This is a genomic window from Streptomyces sp. NPDC055103, assembly GCF_053607625.1.
In genome coordinates, this window is sequence record NZ_JBSGTX010000026.1 from 15,255 (window position 1) to 31,488 (window position 16,234).

Genomic DNA, 16,234 nt, shown 5'->3' on the forward strand with positions numbered 1-16,234 from the left:
AGGCCGGCCTCCTTCGCGCTTGTCGTGCCACCGGCCGTCATGCTACTTCTTTTCGAGATACCTCTTTTCGAGGTATCTCGAAAAGAGGGGGGATCTCTTTCGCATGTCCGCACACCGCCGCGCACTCGTCCGGCTCGCCCGGCCCGTCTACTTCGAACTCCTCGCCGGGGTCGCCGCGGGCGTCATCAACATGGTCTGGGTCGCCCGGCTCGGCGGGGACGCGGTCGCCGCCGTCGCGGTCGCCACCAACGTCGAGAACCTCCTGCTCGGCGTCGTCCTCATGGCCGGCTCCGGCACCACCGTGCTCGTCGCCCGCGCCCGCGGCGCCGACGATCCCGCCGCCGTCCGCGCCGCCGTCCGGGGTGGCACCGTCCTCTGCGCCCTGCTCGTACCGCCCGTGGCCCTCGGCGGGTACCTGCTGCGCGACCCGCTGGCCGCCCTGCTGCTCGGCGGCCCCGGCCACCCGGCGCACGCCCTGGCCACCGCCTACTTCGCGGTCTCGCTCCCCGGCACGGCCGTCTTCTTCGCCACGAACGTCCTCGACGGCGTCCTCAAGGGCGCCGGGGACACCCGTACCCCCATGCGGCTCGCCTTCCTCGCCAACGGACTGATCCTCGTCCTGGATCCGCTGCTCATCCACGCGTACGGAGTCCAGGGCGCCGCGCTCGCCACCGTCACCGGCCGGACCGTCGCCCTCGCCGCAGGCCTGCTCGTCCTGCGCCGGACCCCGCTGCTGAAGGCGGCGCGCACCGTCCGCCCCACCCTGTCGACCACCGCCGCCCTGCGCCGTACCGCCGCGACCGGCCTCCCCACGTCCGTCGACTTCACCGTCCGGATGGCCGGGGCACTCGCCCTCGTCTCCGTCGTCGCGCGGCTCGGCGTCACCGAGACCGCCGCCTACGGCATCGCCACCAAGGCCATGTACGTCGCCACCATGGCCTTCTACGCCGTCAAGCAGGCCGCCGGGATCCACACCGCTCACCTTGTCGGCGGCGGCACGGACGAGCGGCGGGCGGTCGAACGGCAGGCCCTGCTCCTCGCCGCCGTCCTCGGCGCGGCCGCCGCCGGGCTGCTGCTCCTGGGTGCCGGGCCCGTGATGCGCGCCTTCGGCGCCGAGCCCGCGGTGGCGGAGGCGGGCGCGCTCTTCCTGCGCTGCCTCGGCCCCTACCTGCTGCTCATGGCCTGCTTCATCGGGGTCGCCGGAGTCTTCGAGGGCAGCGGGGCCGGTCCGTACCTCGCCCGGATCACCGTCGTCGGCGTCCTCGTGCAGCTGCCGCTCGCGTACGCCCTGTCAGGGTTCGGACTCGCCGGGATCTGTCTGGCGATGGCTCTCGCCATGGCGGTCCAGTGCGCGGCCCTCGGCCTGCTGAGCCGCCGTGTCCTCGCTGCCCACCAGGAGGAGCCGTCCCTCAGAAGGAGCCGGAGAGGGCCTTCTCGCGCTCCGGGTGCGTCGCCTGGGCCGGGATGGTGGCCGCGGCGAGACGCGGCTCCGTCACCGTCTGGCGCCACAGGATCCGGCAGGCGATCAGCGCGGCGGCGATCAGCAGGCCGTTCCGGGTGAACAGCACCGCGATGCCCAGCGGGTCGCTGCGCGTCACGTGCGAGAACCACACCGGGAACTCGAACTGCGTCACCCCCGCCGCCCAGATCACCAGGTGCACGGGCCGCCGCATCCGGCTCGACCGGTAGGCGAGGCAGACCGCGCCCAGACCGACCAGCCACAGCATGTACTGCGGGGAGAGCACCCGGCTCGTGACCGTGAACAGCAGCACGGCCACGAAGGCCGCGTCCGCCACCGTCGACGAGGTGAAGCGGCGCGAACGGATCCGCCACAGCAGGAGCCAGGCGAAGGCGGCGATGGTGAGGCCGAGGGCGAAGGTGGAGACCGTGGAGACGTGCGGGCCGAGGAACTCGATCGAGCCGAAGTTCATCCGCGGCTCGCCGTCCCAGCCGAAGTGCCGGATCACGTGGAAGACCATCGAGCCCAGCGACTCGACCTCGGTGCCCCGGTCCCGCTGGTAGGAGAGGAAGGCCAGCGCCCCCGGCATCCACAGCACGCACAGCAGCAGGACGGCGGCCGCCGCGCCCGCCGCCGTCGACCAGGAGCGGAAGGTCGCGCGGCCCTTCGCGGTACCCGCGAGGATCAGCGCGGGCCACACCTTCAGGACCGCGCCGAAGCCGGCGAGCGCGCCGAGGACACGCGGACTCCGGCCGGCCGCGAGCAGCCCCGCGACGGCGACGGCGGTCACCATCACGTCGTACCGGGCGTACGTGATCGGGCCGAGCAGCGCGATGCCCGCGATCCAGATCCAGGCGCCGTAGAGCGTCCGGCCCGCGCGGCGGCCCGTGTGCAGGAGCAGCCCGAAGATGAACGCGTCACAGAGGAAGGCGAGGAGGAAGAAGGCGGACGCGTAGTCGAGGAACGGCAGCAGCACGGGCGAGAGGACCGCGAGGGCCGCGGCCGGCGGGTACTGCCACGTGACGTCGTCCAGCGGGTACGTGCCCGTCCGCAGGACCTCGTACCAGCCCTGGTAGATGTGCGAGATGTCGAAGGTGATGTCCGGCCCGGGGACGACGACGACCTTGAAGACGCAGAGCAGCAGGATGGCCCTGGTGAGGGCCCAGAGGCCGAGCGGAAGCCGCAGACCCGTGAGTGAACCGTTCTTCACCGCGCCGCCCGTCATCACTGAATCGTCCTTGTCCTGTCGGTCCGCTCGCGCGGAGAGTGGTGGTGCCGGGCGGTGAGTGCCCATCGCGTACTGTCGGCCACGATGGACAAGACCCTGATCGTAACCAACGACTTCCCGCCGCGACCCGGCGGAATCCAGGCGTTCCTGCACAACATGGCGCTGCGCCTGGATCCCGAACAGATCGTGGTCTACGCCTCCACCTGGAAGCGAAGCCGCGAAGGGGTCGAGGCGACCGCTCTGTTCGACGCCGAACAGCCTTTCACGGTTGTCCGCGATCGCACCACCATGCTGTTGCCCACACCCCGGGTCACCGCCCGCGCCACCGCGCTGCTGCGCGAGCACGGCTGCCGGTCCGTGTGGTTCGGCGCCGCGGCACCGCTCGGCCTGATGGCCCCCGCGTTGCGCAGGGCGGGCGCGCGGCGGCTCGTCGCCACCACCCACGGCCACGAGGCGGGATGGGCCCAACTCCCCGCCGCCCGACAGCTGCTGCGCCGCATCGGCGAGGGCACGGACACCATCACGTACCTCGGCGAGTACACCCGCTCCCGGATCGCGGAGGCCCTCACGCCCGCCGCCGCCGGGCGGATGGTCCAGCTCCCGCCCGGGGTGGACGAGAAGACGTTCCACCCCGACTCGGGCGGCGCCGACGTCCGCGCCCGCCTCGGGCTCAGCGACCGGCCCGTCGTCGTCTGCGTCTCCCGGCTCGTCCCGCGCAAGGGCCAGGACACCCTGATCAGGGCCCTGCCCGCGATCCTGCGCCGGGTCCCGGACGCGGTCCTCCTGATCGTCGGAGGCGGCCCGTACGAGAACGACCTGCGCCGCCTCGCGACCGAGACCGGCGTGGCCGGATCCGTACGCTTCACCGGCGCCGTCCCCTGGTCGGAACTCCCCGCCCACTACGGGGCCGGCGACGTCTTCGCCATGCCCTGCCGCACCCGCCGCGGCGGCCTCGACGTCGAGGGGCTCGGCATCGTCTACCTGGAGGCCTCGGCCACCGGCCTCCCGGTCGTCGCCGGCGACTCCGGCGGCGCCCCCGACGCCGTCCTCGACGGCGGGACCGGCTGGGTCGTCCGCGGCGAATCCGCCGAGGAGACCGCCGACCGCGTCGCCACCCTCCTGCTCGACCCCGGGCTCCGCGCCCGCATGGGCGAGCGCGGCCGGTCCTGGGTCGAGGAGAGGTGGCGCTGGGACCTGCTGGCGGAGCGGCTCAGGGAGCTGCTGTAGCGGACGGCTCGCGCGTCATGACGTAGCTGGAGCCGCCGTCGGGATCGCCGTAGAAGAAGAACAGGACGAGCTCGCGCCGCTCGTCGCGGTCCACGAAGAAGCGCCAGGTGTAGGCGGTGGGCGGGTCCCCGCCGTCCGGCGGGGGCATGGTGGCGTCCGCTCGCCGGTCGACCTTGGTGCGCTGGGTGAGCTTCAGGCGCACGTCCTGCCCGTCGGGGTCGTCGGCGAGGGACCAGGTGCCCTTGCCGGAGAGCCGCCAGCCCTCGTCGAAGTCGAAGTCCGCGCCGTCGAGCCGGGTGACGGTCGCCGTTCCGTCCGGGCGCAGCGTCATCGAGGTGCCCTCGGTGGACTCCCAGACCCCGGCGACCTCGGCCGCCGTGGCGTCGTGGACGTCCGTCCCCTCGTAGTACTGGGCCGGCCCGGCGAGGCAGCCGGTCAGGGTGGCGAGCAGCGCCACCACCACCCCGTACCCGCGGAGCCCGTGCGACGCGCTTCCCCCTGCGATCTTCATGGGAGGCATCCTGCCACCCGGAGTTGAACGTGTTCAAGTCTCGGTGCGGTGGGGTGCGGAAACGGCTGGAGGCCCGGAGCGATGTCGCCCCGGGCCTCCAGCCGTACGGTCCGCTTCCAGGGCTCAGCCCTGGTAGATCGCCTCGATCTCGTCCGCGAACTCCTTCGCCACCACGTTCCGCTTCAGCTTCAGGGACGGGGTGATGTGGCCCGCCTCCTCCGTGAACTGGGCGGGCAGGACACGGAACTTGCGGACCGACTCGGCCTTGGAGACCGCGGCGTTTCCGTCGTCGATCGCGCGCTGGACCTCCGCCAGGAGCTCGCCGTCCTCGCGGAGGGAGGCCGCCGTCGAGCCCGCCGGCTTGCCGTGGTCGGCGGCCCAGCGGCCGAGGAACTCCTCGTCCAGGGTGACGAGCGCGCCCACGAACGGGCGCCCGTCGCCGACCACCATGCACTCCGCGACCAGTGCGTGCGCCCGGATCCGGTCCTCGATGACCGCCGGGGCGACGTTCTTGCCGCCCGCCGTCACCAGGATCTCCTTCTTGCGGCCCGTGATCGCGAGGTAGCCGTCCTCGTCGAGCGTGCCGATGTCGCCCGTGTGGAACCAGCCGTCAGCCAGCGCCTCGGCCGTCGCCGCCTCGTTGTTCCAGTACCGCGAGAAGATGTGCTCGCCGTGCAGCAGGACCTCGCCGTCGTCGGCGATCCGCACGACCGAGCCCGGCAGCGGCTGACCGACCGTGCCGATCTTCTGCCGGTCCCACGGGTTGAACGCGGTCGCCGCGCACGACTCCGTCAGGCCGTACCCCTCGAGGACCGTGAAGCCGATGCCCCGGAAGAAGTGGCCGAGCCGCTCGCCCAGCGGCGCGCCGCCCGAGATCGCGTACTCGCCGCGCCCGCCGAGCACCGCCCGCAGCTTGCTGAAGACCAGCTTGTCGAAGACCCTGTGCTTGAGCTTCAGGCCGAAGGACGGGCCCTCGGGGGTCCCGATCGCCCGGCTGTACGCGATCGCCGTGTGCGCGGCCCTGTCGAAGATCTTGCCCTTGCCGTCGGCCTGCGCCTTGGCCCGCGCCGAGTTGTAGACCTTCTCGAAGACCCGCGGCACGCCCAGGATCAGCGTCGGCCGGAACGAGGCCAGCTCGTCGGTGAGGTTCTTGATGTCCGGGACGCAGCCCAGGCGGATCGGCGCCATCACGGACGCGACCTCGACGAGCCGCCCGAAGACGTGCGCGGCCGGCAGGAAGAGCAGCACCGAGCACTCGCCGGTACGGAAGAGGGGCTTCAGCCGCTCCACGATGTTGCCGCACTCGGCGAAGAAGGCCCGGTGGGACAGGACACAGCCCTTGGGGCGGCCGGTCGTGCCCGAGGTGTAGACGATCGTGGCCGGGTCGTCCGCGTTCGCCGCCGACATCCGCGCGTCGAGCAACTCGTCGGAGACGTCCGCCCCCTCGGCGGTGAGCCGGGCGATCGCGCCGTCCTCGATCTGCCGGACGCCCTTGAGCTCGGGGAGCCGCGCCCGGACGGACTCCACCGACGCCTCGTGCGCCGGGCTCTCCACGAGCGCCAGCGAGGCGCCCGAGTCGCCGAGGATCCACTGGATCTGCTCAGCGGAGCTCGTCTCGTAGACCGGCACGGTCACGCCGCCCGCGCTCCAGATCGCGAAGTCGAGCAGCACCCACTCGTAGCGCGTGCGGGACAGCAGCGCGACCCGGTCGCCCGGCTCGACGCCCGAGGCGATCAGCCCCTTGGCGACCCCGCGGACCTCCGCGAGGAACTGCGTCGCGGTCACGTCGGTCCAGACCCCGTCGACCTTGCGCCCCATCACGGCGACGTCTGGGTGTCGGGAGGCGTTGCGGCGGATGAGATCCGTCAGATTGCCGTCCGTGGGGACCTCGTACAGGGCCGGAAGGCTGAACTCGCGCAAGACTGCTGCTCCTCATCGGGCGCCGGCGCCACGGCTCTGTGTGATGCACCGGTGAAGTCCATGATCGGGCAGGTGCTCAGTGGGGGTGAGCACGACTGGACTGCCCGGACGTTACCCATCGGTAGATGGTTCCGATAGGGGGTCCCGGCCAGATGTTCGGTGCGTCACACATGCATGACGGTGCTGTGCGCACAGTAATCCACAGGTTTCCCGACTCGGAAGTAACCGCAGGTGACACCCCCTAAGGTGTGCTCATGCGAGTCCATGTGGTCAGTGACGTGCACGGCAACGCCGGCGACCTCGCCAGGGCGGGAGAGGGCGCCGACGCCCTCATATGCCTCGGTGACCTGGTCCTCTTCCTCGACTACGCCGACCACGGCCGCGGGATCTTCCCCGACCTCTTCGGTGTCGAGAACGCCGACAGACTCGTGGAACTGCGCACCGCCCGCCGCTTCGACGAGGCCCGTGACCTGGGCCGCCGCCTCTGGGCCGGACTTGACGTCGACCGCGACACCGCCATCGAGACCGCCGTGCGCCGCCAGTACGCCGAGCTGTTCGCCGCCTTCCCGACCCCCACCTACGCCACCTACGGGAACGTCGACATCCCCCGGCTCTGGACCGAGTTCGCCGGACCGGGCACGACCGTCCTCGACGGACAGCGCGTCGAGCTCGGTGGCCTCACCGTCGGCTTCGTCGGCGGCGGACTGCGCACCCCGATGCGCACCCCGTACGAGATCTCGGACGAGGAGTACGCGGCCAAGGTCGAGGCCCTCGGGGGCGTCGACATCCTCTGCTCCCACATCCCGCCGGACGTGCCGGAGCTGACGTACGACACGGTGGCCCGCCGCTTCGAGCGCGGCAGCCGCGCCCTGCTCGACGCGATCCGGCGCACCCGGCCCCGGTACGCCCTCTTCGGCCACGTCCACCAGCCGCTCGCCCGGCGGATGCGGATCGCGGCCACCGAGTGCGTCAACGTCGGGCACTTCGCGTCGACCGGCAGGCCCTTCGCCCTGGAGTGGTGACGGGCGCGGAGCCGCGGCGCGATAGCCTGCCGTCGGCACATCCGTACGTCCGTGCCCTTCGTTTCCTTCGAGTTCTCGCCTTCTCGCCGGACCGCACAGTGGAGGAGCCACCGCGATGGCCGAACACACCAGCTCGAGCATCACCATCGAGGCGGCGCCGGCCGACGTCATGGGTGTGATCGCCGACTTCGCCCGCTACCCCGAGTGGACGGGCGAGGTGAAGGAGGCCGAGGTCCTGGAGACGGACGCCGCCGGCCGCGCGGAGAAGGTCCGGCTGCTCCTCGACGCCGGCGCCATCAAGGACGACCACACCCTGGCGTACACCTGGACCGGCGCCGACGAGGTCAGCTGGACCCTGGTCAAGTCCCAGATGCTCCGTTCCCTCGACGGCTCCTACCGGCTCGCCGCGCTCGGCGGCGGCGACCGCACCGAGGTCACCTACCAGCTGACCGTCGACGTCAAGATCCCCATGCTCGGCATGATCAAGCGCAAGGCCGAGAAGGTCATCATCGACCGCGCCCTGGCCGGCCTGAAGAAGCGCGTCGAATCCGGCGCGTGAGGCCTCGGGGTCCGCGGCCGGTCGGGCCGGCCTGACCGCCGGCACACCCCTGGAGCCTGTCCGGCGGATCATGGCCGGGGCCCTGACCGCCGGACAGGCCCTGGTCGGGCGGCGGTAACGTCCTCCGCATGCGGATCATCCTTGTCACCGGCCTCGGCGGCGCCGGCCGTACCACCGTCGCCGCCGCGACCGCCCTCGCCGAGGCGCGGGCGGGGCGCCGGGTCCTGCTCGTCTCCGAGGCGGCGGATCCGCTCGCCGGGCCGCTTCCGGACCCGCTTCCGGGCGGCGGCGGTCTTCGCGTCCTGCGCCCCGACCCCGCCGCGGACTTCCGCCGCGAGTTCCTCGCCCTCCAGGCCCGCTCCGGCGCCGCCCTCGACCTCCTCGGCGCCGCCCCCCTCGAGGACGCCGAGCTCACCGAGCTCCCCGGCAGCCGCCAGTTCGCCCTGCTGAGGGCCCTGCGCGACGCCGCGCACGGCGACCACGACCTCGCCGTCGTCGACCTCCCCCCGCTCCCCGAGGCCCTCGCCCTCCTCGCCCTGCCCGAGCAGCTCCGCCGCTACCTGCGCCGCCTCCTGCCCCCCGAACGGCAGGCCGCCCGCGCCCTGCGCCCGATGCTCGCCCAGCTCGCCGGGGTCCCCATGCCCGCGCAGTGGCTGTACGAGACCACCGCCCGCTGGGAGGCCGAGCTCGCCGCCGCCCAGGCCGTCGCCGACGCCCCCACCACCCGCGTCCGCCTCGTCCTCGAACCCGGCCCGGCCGCCGTCGACGCCCTGCGCACCGCCCGGCTCGGCCTCGCCCTCCAGGGCCTCGCCCTCGACGCCGTCGTCGCCAACCGGCTGCTCCCCGCCGACTCCGAGGACCCCTGGCTCGCCGGACTCACCACCCAGCAGCACCGGCACCTGGCGGAGCTCCGTACCGCCGCGGGCGTCGTCCACGAGCTGCCGCATCTCGGCCGCGACCCGCGCGGAGCCGAGGACCTCGCGCTCCTGGCGCCCCTCCCGGCGCCCGCCCCCCTCGTCCCCGTACCCGGACGCGAGGTCGAGGACCGCCGGGAGAAGGACGGCGTCCTCGTCTGGCACATCCCGCTGCCCGGCGCCGTCAAGGAGGAGCTCGCCCTCGTCCGCCGCGGCGACGAACTGCTCCTGACCGTCGGCCCCTTCCGCCGCCACCTGCCCCTGCCGTCCGTCCTGCGCCGCTGCACCGTGACCGGCGCGGGGCTCGTCGAAGGGGACCTCGGGGTGCGCTTCACACCGGACCCGGGACTCTGGCCGCGGACCCCCTGAGGGCGTGTACCGTCGAAGTACCAGCCTGTGAGGAGTACGCCATGAGCGATTCGGACGCCTGGGCCAAGGCGTGCGCCGAGGACCTGGAGGCGGAGAAGGCCCGCCGCCGTGCGGAGCGCGGGGCCGAGCCCGGCTCGGCCGCCGAGGAGCTGCGCAAGCTCTTCGACGCCGTCGCCGACAAGGTCGCCGGGGGACTCGGAGGCCCGCTGCTCGGCGGACTCGGCGGCATCAGCGGTGAGACCGTCAAGCAGGTCGTCAACCAGGCGAAGGCCGTCGTCGAGCCCGTCATCGAGCGCAACCCGCAGGTCTTCGACCACCTCGCCGCCGCCGGAACCGAGCTGCTCGCCGCCTACCGCTCCGCCGTCGAGGGCCACGAGACCCGCTGGACCCGCGGCGGGACCGTCGCCGAGGACGACCCGCGCCGCGAGGCCGACACCGAGGCCGCCGACGGCCGCGACGGCGAGGACCGTGACGGCAAGGACGAGCCGCGCCGCGACGACGAGGGGCCCGGCACGGGCCAGCACATCGACCTCGACTGATCGAGGACTCGCTGATCCGTACCCGCTGATCGGGGCTGACTGATCGGCACCGACTGATCGGGACTGATCGGGAGGACCCCTCCCCTCGGGTACGGTGGGCCGTAGCGGGGCTCGACCGAAAACTGAGGGACACATGGGACTCACCATCGGCGTCGACATCGGCGGCACGAAGATCGCGGCCGGCGTGGTCGACGAGGAGGGCAACATCCTCGACACGCACAAGGTGCCCACCCCGCCGACCCCCGAAGGCATCGTCGACGCGATCAGCGCCGCGGTCTCCGAGGCGGGCAAGGGCCACTCGATCGAGGCCGTGGGCATCGGTGCCGCGGGCTACGTCGACGACAAGCGTGCCACCGTCCTCTTCGCACCGAACATCGACTGGCGGCACGAGCCGCTGAAGGACAAGGTCGAGCAGCGCGTCGGCCTCCCCGTCGTCGTCGAGAACGACGCCAACGCGGCGGCCTGGGGCGAGTACAAGTTCGGCGCGGGCCAGGGCCACGAGGACGTCATCTGCATCACTCTCGGCACCGGCCTCGGCGGCGGCATCATCATCGGCAACAAGCTGCGCCGCGGACGCTTCGGCGTGGCCGCCGAGTTCGGCCACATCCGGGTCGTCCCGGACGGACTGCTGTGCGGCTGCGGCAGCCAGGGCTGCTGGGAGCAGTACGCCTCCGGGCGCGCGCTCGTCCGGTACGCCAAGCAGCGCGCCAACGCCACCCCGGAGCGCGCGGAGGTCCTGCTGAGCCTCGGCGACGGCACCCCCGAGGGCATCGAGGGCAAGCACGTCAGTCAGGCCGCCCGCGCCGGCGACCCGGTCGCCGTCGACTCGTTCCGTGAGCTGGCCCGCTGGGCGGGCGCCGGTCTCGCCGACCTGGCCTCGCTCTTCGACCCCTCGGCGTTCATCGTCGGCGGCGGCGTCTCGGACGAGGGCGACCTCGTCCTGGACCCGATCCGGAAGTCCTTCCGGCGCTGGCTGATCGGCGGCCAGTGGCGTCCGCACGCCCAGGTCCTCGCGGCACAGCTCGGCAACAAGGCCGGCCTGGTCGGCGCGGCGGACCTGGCCCGCCAGGGCTGACACCCGTACGAAGGCATACGACGACCGCCCGCCGCGCCCTCTGGGACACGGCGGGCGGTCGTCGTATGTTGGCCGGCATGGCGATCAGCGAGCTGCCCAACTCCCTCACCGAGGCGGACGGTTCGGCCGTCCTCCGGGTCCTGAGCTACAACGTCCGCTCGATGCGCGACGACGAGGACGCCCTCGCCCGGGTGATCCGCGCCTGCGCCCCGGACCTCGTCTTCGTCCAGGAGGCCCCGCGCTTCTTCCGCTGGCGCAAGCACGCCGCCCGGCTCGCCGCCAAGAGCGAGCTCGTCATGCTGAGCGGCGGTGCCACCGCGGCCGGACCGATGCTGCTCTGCTCCCTGCGGGCCACCGTGGAACGCACCGAGGACGTGCTGCTTCCCCTCACCCCCGGCCTGCACCGCCGCGGCCTCGCGACCGCCGTCGTCCGCTTCGGCGGGGCCAGGGCCGGGCTGATCAGCTGCCACCTGAGCCTGCGGGAGGACGAGCGGTACGCCCAGGCCGGCCTGGTCCTCGACCGCGTCGCCGCGCTGGGCACCCCGCACGTCCTCGTGGCCGGAGACCTCAACGAACGGCCCGACGGCCCCGCCTTCACCCGGCTCGCGACGGAGCTCCGGGACGGCTGGGCGGTGAGCCCCTGGGGCGGCGAGTACACCTCCACCCCCGCCGACCCGCACCAGCGCATCGACGCGATCCTGGCCACGCCGGGCATCGAGTTCCTCGGCTGCGGGGTCCCGCCGCACCTCGACCCCACGGACCTGAGAACGGCCACGGACCACCTGCCCGTACTGGCGGCGGTCCGTGTGCCTGCTGCGTAGCGTGCGGAACGAGGGAACTACACGACCGCCCCGCGGCCCGGGTCGCCGAAGCCGTCGTCATCGTCGTCGTGCTTCATGCGCGCGACGAGGGTCGCGAAGCCGCCCAGGAAGCCGCCCACGCAGAGCGTCGTCAGCCACCAGGTCATGTCCCACTGGAGAAGGACGGCCACCAGCATCAGCACCGGACCGCCGACCACGCCGAGCCAGGCGAACTTGGTCGTCGCGTCCGCCTCCGGCAGCGGCGGGGGCTCCGGCGGGACGAAGTGGCCCTCCCCGGTACCGTCCGGGCCCTCCTCCGGCTCCGCCGGGGAGTAGTCCCGGGGGCCGCTCGGCCGTACGCCGGGCGCGAAGACGACGGAGCTGCCCAGCGCGGGCTTCTCCGCACCGGCCTCCGGCCTCCGGTCGCCGTCGGCGGAGTCCTCGGCGTCCGCCGCGGACCCGGTGTCCGTTTTGGGCCCGCCGTCCGCCTCCGTACCGGAGTCGGCTCCGGAAGCCGCCTCCGAGCCGGCTCCCGAGCCGGCGGCGCCCCCCGGCCCGGTCCCGGCCTTGGGGCCCGCGCCCGTGCTGCCGATGCCGGTGCCCGTTCCCGTCGTGGTGCCCGGCGTCGCGGGCTCGTCCTCCGGTTCGGGCAGTGCGAGGTTCTCGATCGGCCGGTACGGCCGCGCCCCCGGGGGATCCGCGGGCTCGTCCCCGTACCCGGCGACGATCGCGGCCCAGGCCGCTTCCTCGTCGATGGGCTGCGGCTCCCGCTCGCCGCCGTCCTGCTGGTCAGCCACCGCTGCTGCTCCTCTTCCCGTCGACCGGACTCGGGGCGAGACGCTCGACGAACGCCCAGCTCTCGTCGAAGATCCGCTCCGCGTCATGGTCCAACGTCGCGACGTGGTAGCTCTGTTCCAGCAGGATCTCCCGGACGTCCGTCGAGGAAACGCGGCTCAGGACCCGGGCGGAGTCGGCCGGCGGCACCACGTGGTCCTGCGGGCTGTGCAGCACCACCAGCGGCTGTGTGACCTGCGGGAGCTCCGCGTCCACGGTACGGAAGAACTGGCGCAGCGAGTGCGCGGCGTGCAGCGGCACCCGGTCGTAGCCGACCTCCTTCACGCCCTCCTTGGCGATGTCGCTCGCGATGCCGCTCGTCGTGCGGACCACATGCCGGGCGACGGGCAGCGCGTGCGCCGCCAGGCCGTGCACCTTGTTGCCCGGGTTGACGAGGACGATGCCGCGCACCGCGGCACCGTGCTGCGCGGCCAGCCGCAGCGTGAGCGCCCCGCCCATGGAGAGCCCCATGACGAAGACGGTCTCGCACCGCTCCAGGAGCTCGCGCAGGGCCCGGTCCACCTCCGCGTACCAGTCGTGCCACGTGGTGAGCTGGAGGTCCTCCCAGCGGGTGCCGTGGCCGGGCAGCAATGGCAGCGAGACGGTGAGCCCGCGGCCGGCCAGATACTCGGCCCACGGGCGCATCGACTGCGGGGAACCGGTGAATCCGTGACAGAGAAGGACGCCGACCTCTCCGCCTTCGTGGCGGTACGGCTCGGCTCCGGGAAGGACCGGCACCGGGGTCTCCTGTTCGTTCGACTTCGGGTGCGCCGAAGCGACGGAAAATGGGGAAGGACCTTCACGGTACGCGACCGGACCGACACCGACCAGGGCCGTAGCGGGGGCCGTAGGCCGGTACGGGTTAAAGTCGTCGCCACGGCACACGGAAGGCATGGCGAGTTGATCTACGGCGCAATGAAGTTCTCCATCGGAGGGTCCCTGAAGCTCGCCTTCCGGCCCTGGGTCGAGGGTTTGGAGAACATTCCGGCCGAGGGTCCCGCGATCCTGGCGAGCAACCACCTCTCCTTCTCCGACTCCTTCTTCCTCCCGGCCGTCCTCGACCGCAAGGTCACGTTCATCGCCAAGGCGGAGTACTTCACCTCCCCGGGAGTCAAGGGCAAGCTCACCGCCGCCTTCTTCAAGGGCGTCGGCCAGCTCCCCGTCGACCGTTCGGGTGCCCGCGGCGCCGGCGAGGCGGCGATCAGGGCCGGTATCGAGGTCGTCGAGAAGGGCGGGCTCTTCGGGATCTACCCCGAGGGCACCCGTTCGCCCGACGGCCGTCTCTACCGGGGCAAGCCCGGCGGTCTGGCGCGGGTGGCCCTGGCCACCGGCGCGCCTGTGATCCCGGTCGCCATGATCGACACGGAGAAGATCCAGCCGCCCGGCAAGGTCGTCCCCAAGCTGATGCGTCCGGGGATCCGGATCGGCAAGCCACTGGACTTCACCCGCTACCAGGGCATGGAGGGGGACCGCTTCATCCTCCGCTCGGTGACCGACGAGGTCATGTACGAGATCATGAAGCTGTCCGGCCAGGAGTACGTCGACGTCTACGCGACCGCCGCCAAGCGGCAGATCGCGGACGCGGAGAAGGCGGCCAAGGAGGCCGTCAAGGCCGAGATCGCCGCGCGGGAAGAGTCCGGCGCGTAAGCGGAGCGGGCAGGCGCGTATGCCGGACAGGTAGGCGCGTCAGTGGAGCGCCGGGCACGTCAGCGGAGCGGTACGGGACCGGGCATGGCACATGGCACCCCCTGGGGGTGTCCGGGGTGGGTGGGGGAGATGGCCAAGCGCGAGCGTGTCGTGCGCATGTCGGTCGAGCAGCCGTTGTGGCGGGCGCTGACCGGCTACCGAGTCCTGACGATGACCTACGCCGTCCTGCTGTTCGCCTTCGGGCGGGAGCGGTACGAGCGGCCCTGGATCGCGGTCGCCTATCTGGCGGTGATGTGCGTCTGGACCCTCGCGACCCTCCCCAGAGTGGCGAACGCGGCCAGCTGCACCAAGCGCTTCCTCGGCGTCGACCTCACCGTCGCCCTCGTCGGCATCCTGCTCACCCCGCTCGCCGACGCCCACGCCCAGTCGGTCGACGGCCCCACCCTGCCGTCGATATGGACCGCGGGTTCCGTCCTCGCGTTCGCCATCAAGGGCGGCTGGCGCTGGGCCGGCGTCGCCTCCTCCCTGGTCGCCGTCGCCAACATCGTCGAGCGCGGCCACCCCAGCCGGGACACCTTCCACAACGTGCTGCTCGTCTGGGTGGCCTCCATCGCCATCGGATACGTCGTCGAGGTGGCCCGCGCCTCCGAGCGCACCCTCGCCCGCGCCCTGGAGATCGAGGCCGCGACCCGGGAGCGGGAGCGCCTCGCCCGGGACATCCACGACAGCGTCCTCCAGGTCCTCGCGATGGTGCAGCGGCGCGGCACCGCGCTGGGCGGTGAGGCGGCCGAGCTCGGCCGGATGGCGGGGGAGCAGGAGGTCGCGCTCCGTACGCTCGTCGCGGGCGGACTCACCCGGCCCAGCCTGGTCTCGGAGGACGAGTCCGAGGGGGCCGTGGTCCGGGTCGTCGAGGTGGACGACGAGTCCGACGACGACACGCCCGTCGATCTGCGCCTCCTTCTCGCCCCGCGCGCCGGGGCCCGGGTCACCCTCTCCGAGCCGGGCGCGCCGGTCGTGCTGCCGCCGCCGGCCGCCCGCGAACTGGCCGCCGCCGTCGGCGCCGCCCTGGACAACGTCCGGGTGCACGCGGGGGAGGACGCCCAGGCCTGGATCCTGGTCGAGGACTGGCCCGACGAGGTGATCGTCACCGTCCGGGACGACGGGCCCGGCATCCCGGAGGGCCGCCTCGCGCAGGCCGAGGGCGAGGGCCGGATGGGCGTCGCCCTCTCCATCCGGGGCAGACTGCGGGACCTGGGCGGCTCGGCCGAGCTGATCTCGGTCCCGGGGCAGGGCACGGAAGTCGAGTTGAAGGTTCCACGGGGGAAGGCAGGACAGGAAAGATGAGCGAGCAGCAGACGGACCGGCAGCGGATCAGGGTGATGGTCGTCGACGACCATCCGATGTGGCGGGACGCGGTCGCCCGCGACCTCGCGGAGGCGGGCTTCGACGTGGTCGCCACGGCGGGCGACGGCGAGCAGGCCGTGCGCCGGGCCACGGCGGCCTGCCCCGACGTCCTCGTCCTCGACCTGAACCTGCCGGTCAAGCCGGGTGTCCAGGTCTGCAAGGAGCTCGTCGGCGCGCATCCGGCGCTGCGGGTCCTCGTCCTCTCGGCGAGCGGCGAGCACGCCGACGTCCTGGAGGCGGTCAAGTCCGGCGCCACCGGCTATCTCCTCAAGTCGGCCAGTACGGAGGAGCTCATCGACGCCGTGCGGCGGACGGCCGGCGGCGACCCCGTCTTCACCCCCGGCCTCGCCGGCCTGGTCCTCGGCGAGTACCGCAGGCTGGCCTCCGAGCCCGCCCCGGCGGCCGGCGGGGACGAGCCGAAGGCCCCGCAGCTGACCGAGCGCGAGACCGAGGTCCTGCGGCTCGTCGCCAAGGGTCTCAGCTACAAGCAGATCGCCGAGCGCCTGGTGATCTCGCACCGCACCGTCCAGAACCACGTGCAGAACACGCTGGGCAAGCTCCAGCTCCACAACCGCGTGGAGCTCGTCCGGTACGCCATCGAGCGCGGCCTCGACGACGCCTAGGCGGTGTCCGGCGGGCTGCCTGAGGCCCGTCGGTGCCGGGCGCGGTGAGGTGAGGGGCCGTATATTCGCGATGTTCGCGCATACGCGGCCCATCACCGTTTCA

The 16,234-nt window shown here is 72.8% G+C and carries 15 protein-coding genes and 1 pseudogene; 11 read left to right on the forward strand and 5 right to left on the reverse strand.

Translation table 11 applies throughout. The features are described from left to right. Positions 1 to 103 precede the first annotated feature (103 nt). Complete coding sequence (locus ACWFR1_RS18185) at positions 104 to 1,561, forward strand: MATE family efflux transporter (RefSeq protein ID WP_453552247.1); 1,458 nt, start codon at positions 104 to 106, stop codon at positions 1,559 to 1,561. A gap of 262 nt (positions 1,562 to 1,823) precedes the next feature. Here ACWFR1_RS18185 and ACWFR1_RS18190 read toward each other — a convergent pair. After that, positions 1,824 to 2,753 (reverse strand): annotated as a pseudogene (locus ACWFR1_RS18190) (glycosyltransferase family 87 protein); the annotation flags it as partial. 18 nt (positions 2,754 to 2,771) lie between these two features. On the opposite strand from ACWFR1_RS18190, the gene ACWFR1_RS18195 reads away from it, so the two are divergent. Continuing rightward, entirely contained in the window at positions 2,772 to 3,914 is a 1,143-nt protein-coding gene (locus ACWFR1_RS18195) for a glycosyltransferase family 4 protein (RefSeq protein ID WP_453552249.1), read from the forward strand. Here ACWFR1_RS18195 and ACWFR1_RS18200 read toward each other — a convergent pair. Together ACWFR1_RS18200 and ACWFR1_RS18205 are read right to left on the reverse strand one after the other, a co-directional pair. Continuing rightward, positions 3,898 to 4,425 (reverse strand): hypothetical protein, encoded by a 528-nt coding sequence (locus ACWFR1_RS18200; protein ID WP_453552251.1) that lies wholly within the window; start codon positions 4,423 to 4,425, stop codon positions 3,898 to 3,900. The genes ACWFR1_RS18195 and ACWFR1_RS18200 overlap by 17 nt on opposite strands. 123 nt (positions 4,426 to 4,548) lie before the next feature. Next, positions 4,549 to 6,345, reverse strand: a complete 1,797-nt coding sequence (locus ACWFR1_RS18205) for an AMP-dependent synthetase/ligase (protein ID WP_453552253.1) — start codon at positions 6,343 to 6,345, stop codon at positions 4,549 to 4,551. Between the two features lie 254 nt (positions 6,346 to 6,599). Here ACWFR1_RS18205 and ACWFR1_RS18210 point away from each other — a divergent pair, with 254 nt between their 5' ends. From ACWFR1_RS18210 to ACWFR1_RS18235, 6 genes are all read left to right on the forward strand, one after another. Then, positions 6,600 to 7,367: a metallophosphoesterase family protein gene (locus ACWFR1_RS18210; protein WP_453552255.1), complete on the forward strand. Its 768-nt coding sequence runs from the start codon at positions 6,600 to 6,602 to the stop codon at positions 7,365 to 7,367. A gap of 115 nt (positions 7,368 to 7,482) precedes the next feature. Continuing rightward, entirely contained in the window at positions 7,483 to 7,926 is a 444-nt protein-coding gene (locus ACWFR1_RS18215) for an SRPBCC family protein (protein WP_384565947.1), read from the forward strand. Positions 7,927 to 8,054: 128 nt separating this feature from the next. After that, complete coding sequence (locus ACWFR1_RS18220; RefSeq protein WP_453552257.1) at positions 8,055 to 9,209, forward strand: ArsA-related P-loop ATPase; 1,155 nt, start codon at positions 8,055 to 8,057, stop codon at positions 9,207 to 9,209. Positions 9,210 to 9,250: 41 nt separating this feature from the next. Further along, positions 9,251 to 9,748 (forward strand): DUF5304 domain-containing protein, encoded by a 498-nt coding sequence (locus ACWFR1_RS18225; protein ID WP_453552259.1) that lies wholly within the window; start codon positions 9,251 to 9,253, stop codon positions 9,746 to 9,748. Positions 9,749 to 9,881: 133 nt separating this feature from the next. After that, the gene (locus ACWFR1_RS18230) at positions 9,882 to 10,823 is read left to right on the forward strand and encodes an ROK family glucokinase (RefSeq protein WP_453552261.1); all 942 of its coding nucleotides are present in this window, start codon (positions 9,882 to 9,884) and stop codon (positions 10,821 to 10,823) included. A gap of 77 nt (positions 10,824 to 10,900) precedes the next feature. Further along, positions 10,901 to 11,644, forward strand: a complete 744-nt coding sequence (locus ACWFR1_RS18235) for an endonuclease/exonuclease/phosphatase family protein (protein WP_453552263.1) — start codon at positions 10,901 to 10,903, stop codon at positions 11,642 to 11,644. A gap of 17 nt (positions 11,645 to 11,661) precedes the next feature. On the opposite strand, the gene ACWFR1_RS18240 is transcribed toward ACWFR1_RS18235, so the two are convergent. Both ACWFR1_RS18240 and ACWFR1_RS18245 read right to left on the reverse strand, forming a co-directional pair. Then, a complete protein-coding gene (locus tag ACWFR1_RS18240; protein ID WP_453552264.1) occupies positions 11,662 to 12,420 on the reverse strand; it encodes a hypothetical protein in 759 nt (252 codons plus the stop codon). Then, positions 12,413 to 13,195, reverse strand: a complete 783-nt coding sequence (locus tag ACWFR1_RS18245; RefSeq protein WP_453552266.1) for an alpha/beta hydrolase — start codon at positions 13,193 to 13,195, stop codon at positions 12,413 to 12,415. The genes ACWFR1_RS18240 and ACWFR1_RS18245 overlap by 8 nt, the downstream gene beginning before the upstream one ends. A gap of 177 nt (positions 13,196 to 13,372) precedes the next feature. Between ACWFR1_RS18245 and ACWFR1_RS18250 the strand changes: the two genes are divergently transcribed. From ACWFR1_RS18250 to ACWFR1_RS18260, 3 genes are all read left to right on the forward strand, one after another. Further along, the gene (locus ACWFR1_RS18250) at positions 13,373 to 14,104 is read left to right on the forward strand and encodes a lysophospholipid acyltransferase family protein (RefSeq protein WP_453552268.1); all 732 of its coding nucleotides are present in this window, start codon (positions 13,373 to 13,375) and stop codon (positions 14,102 to 14,104) included. Between the two features lie 129 nt (positions 14,105 to 14,233). Then, the gene (macS, locus tag ACWFR1_RS18255) at positions 14,234 to 15,448 is read left to right on the forward strand and encodes a MacS family sensor histidine kinase (RefSeq protein ID WP_453552270.1); all 1,215 of its coding nucleotides are present in this window, start codon (positions 14,234 to 14,236) and stop codon (positions 15,446 to 15,448) included. Further along, positions 15,445 to 16,131, forward strand: a complete 687-nt coding sequence (locus ACWFR1_RS18260) for a response regulator (protein WP_453552272.1) — start codon at positions 15,445 to 15,447, stop codon at positions 16,129 to 16,131. The genes macS and ACWFR1_RS18260 overlap by 4 nt, the downstream gene beginning before the upstream one ends. Positions 16,132 to 16,234: the final 103 nt, after the last annotated feature.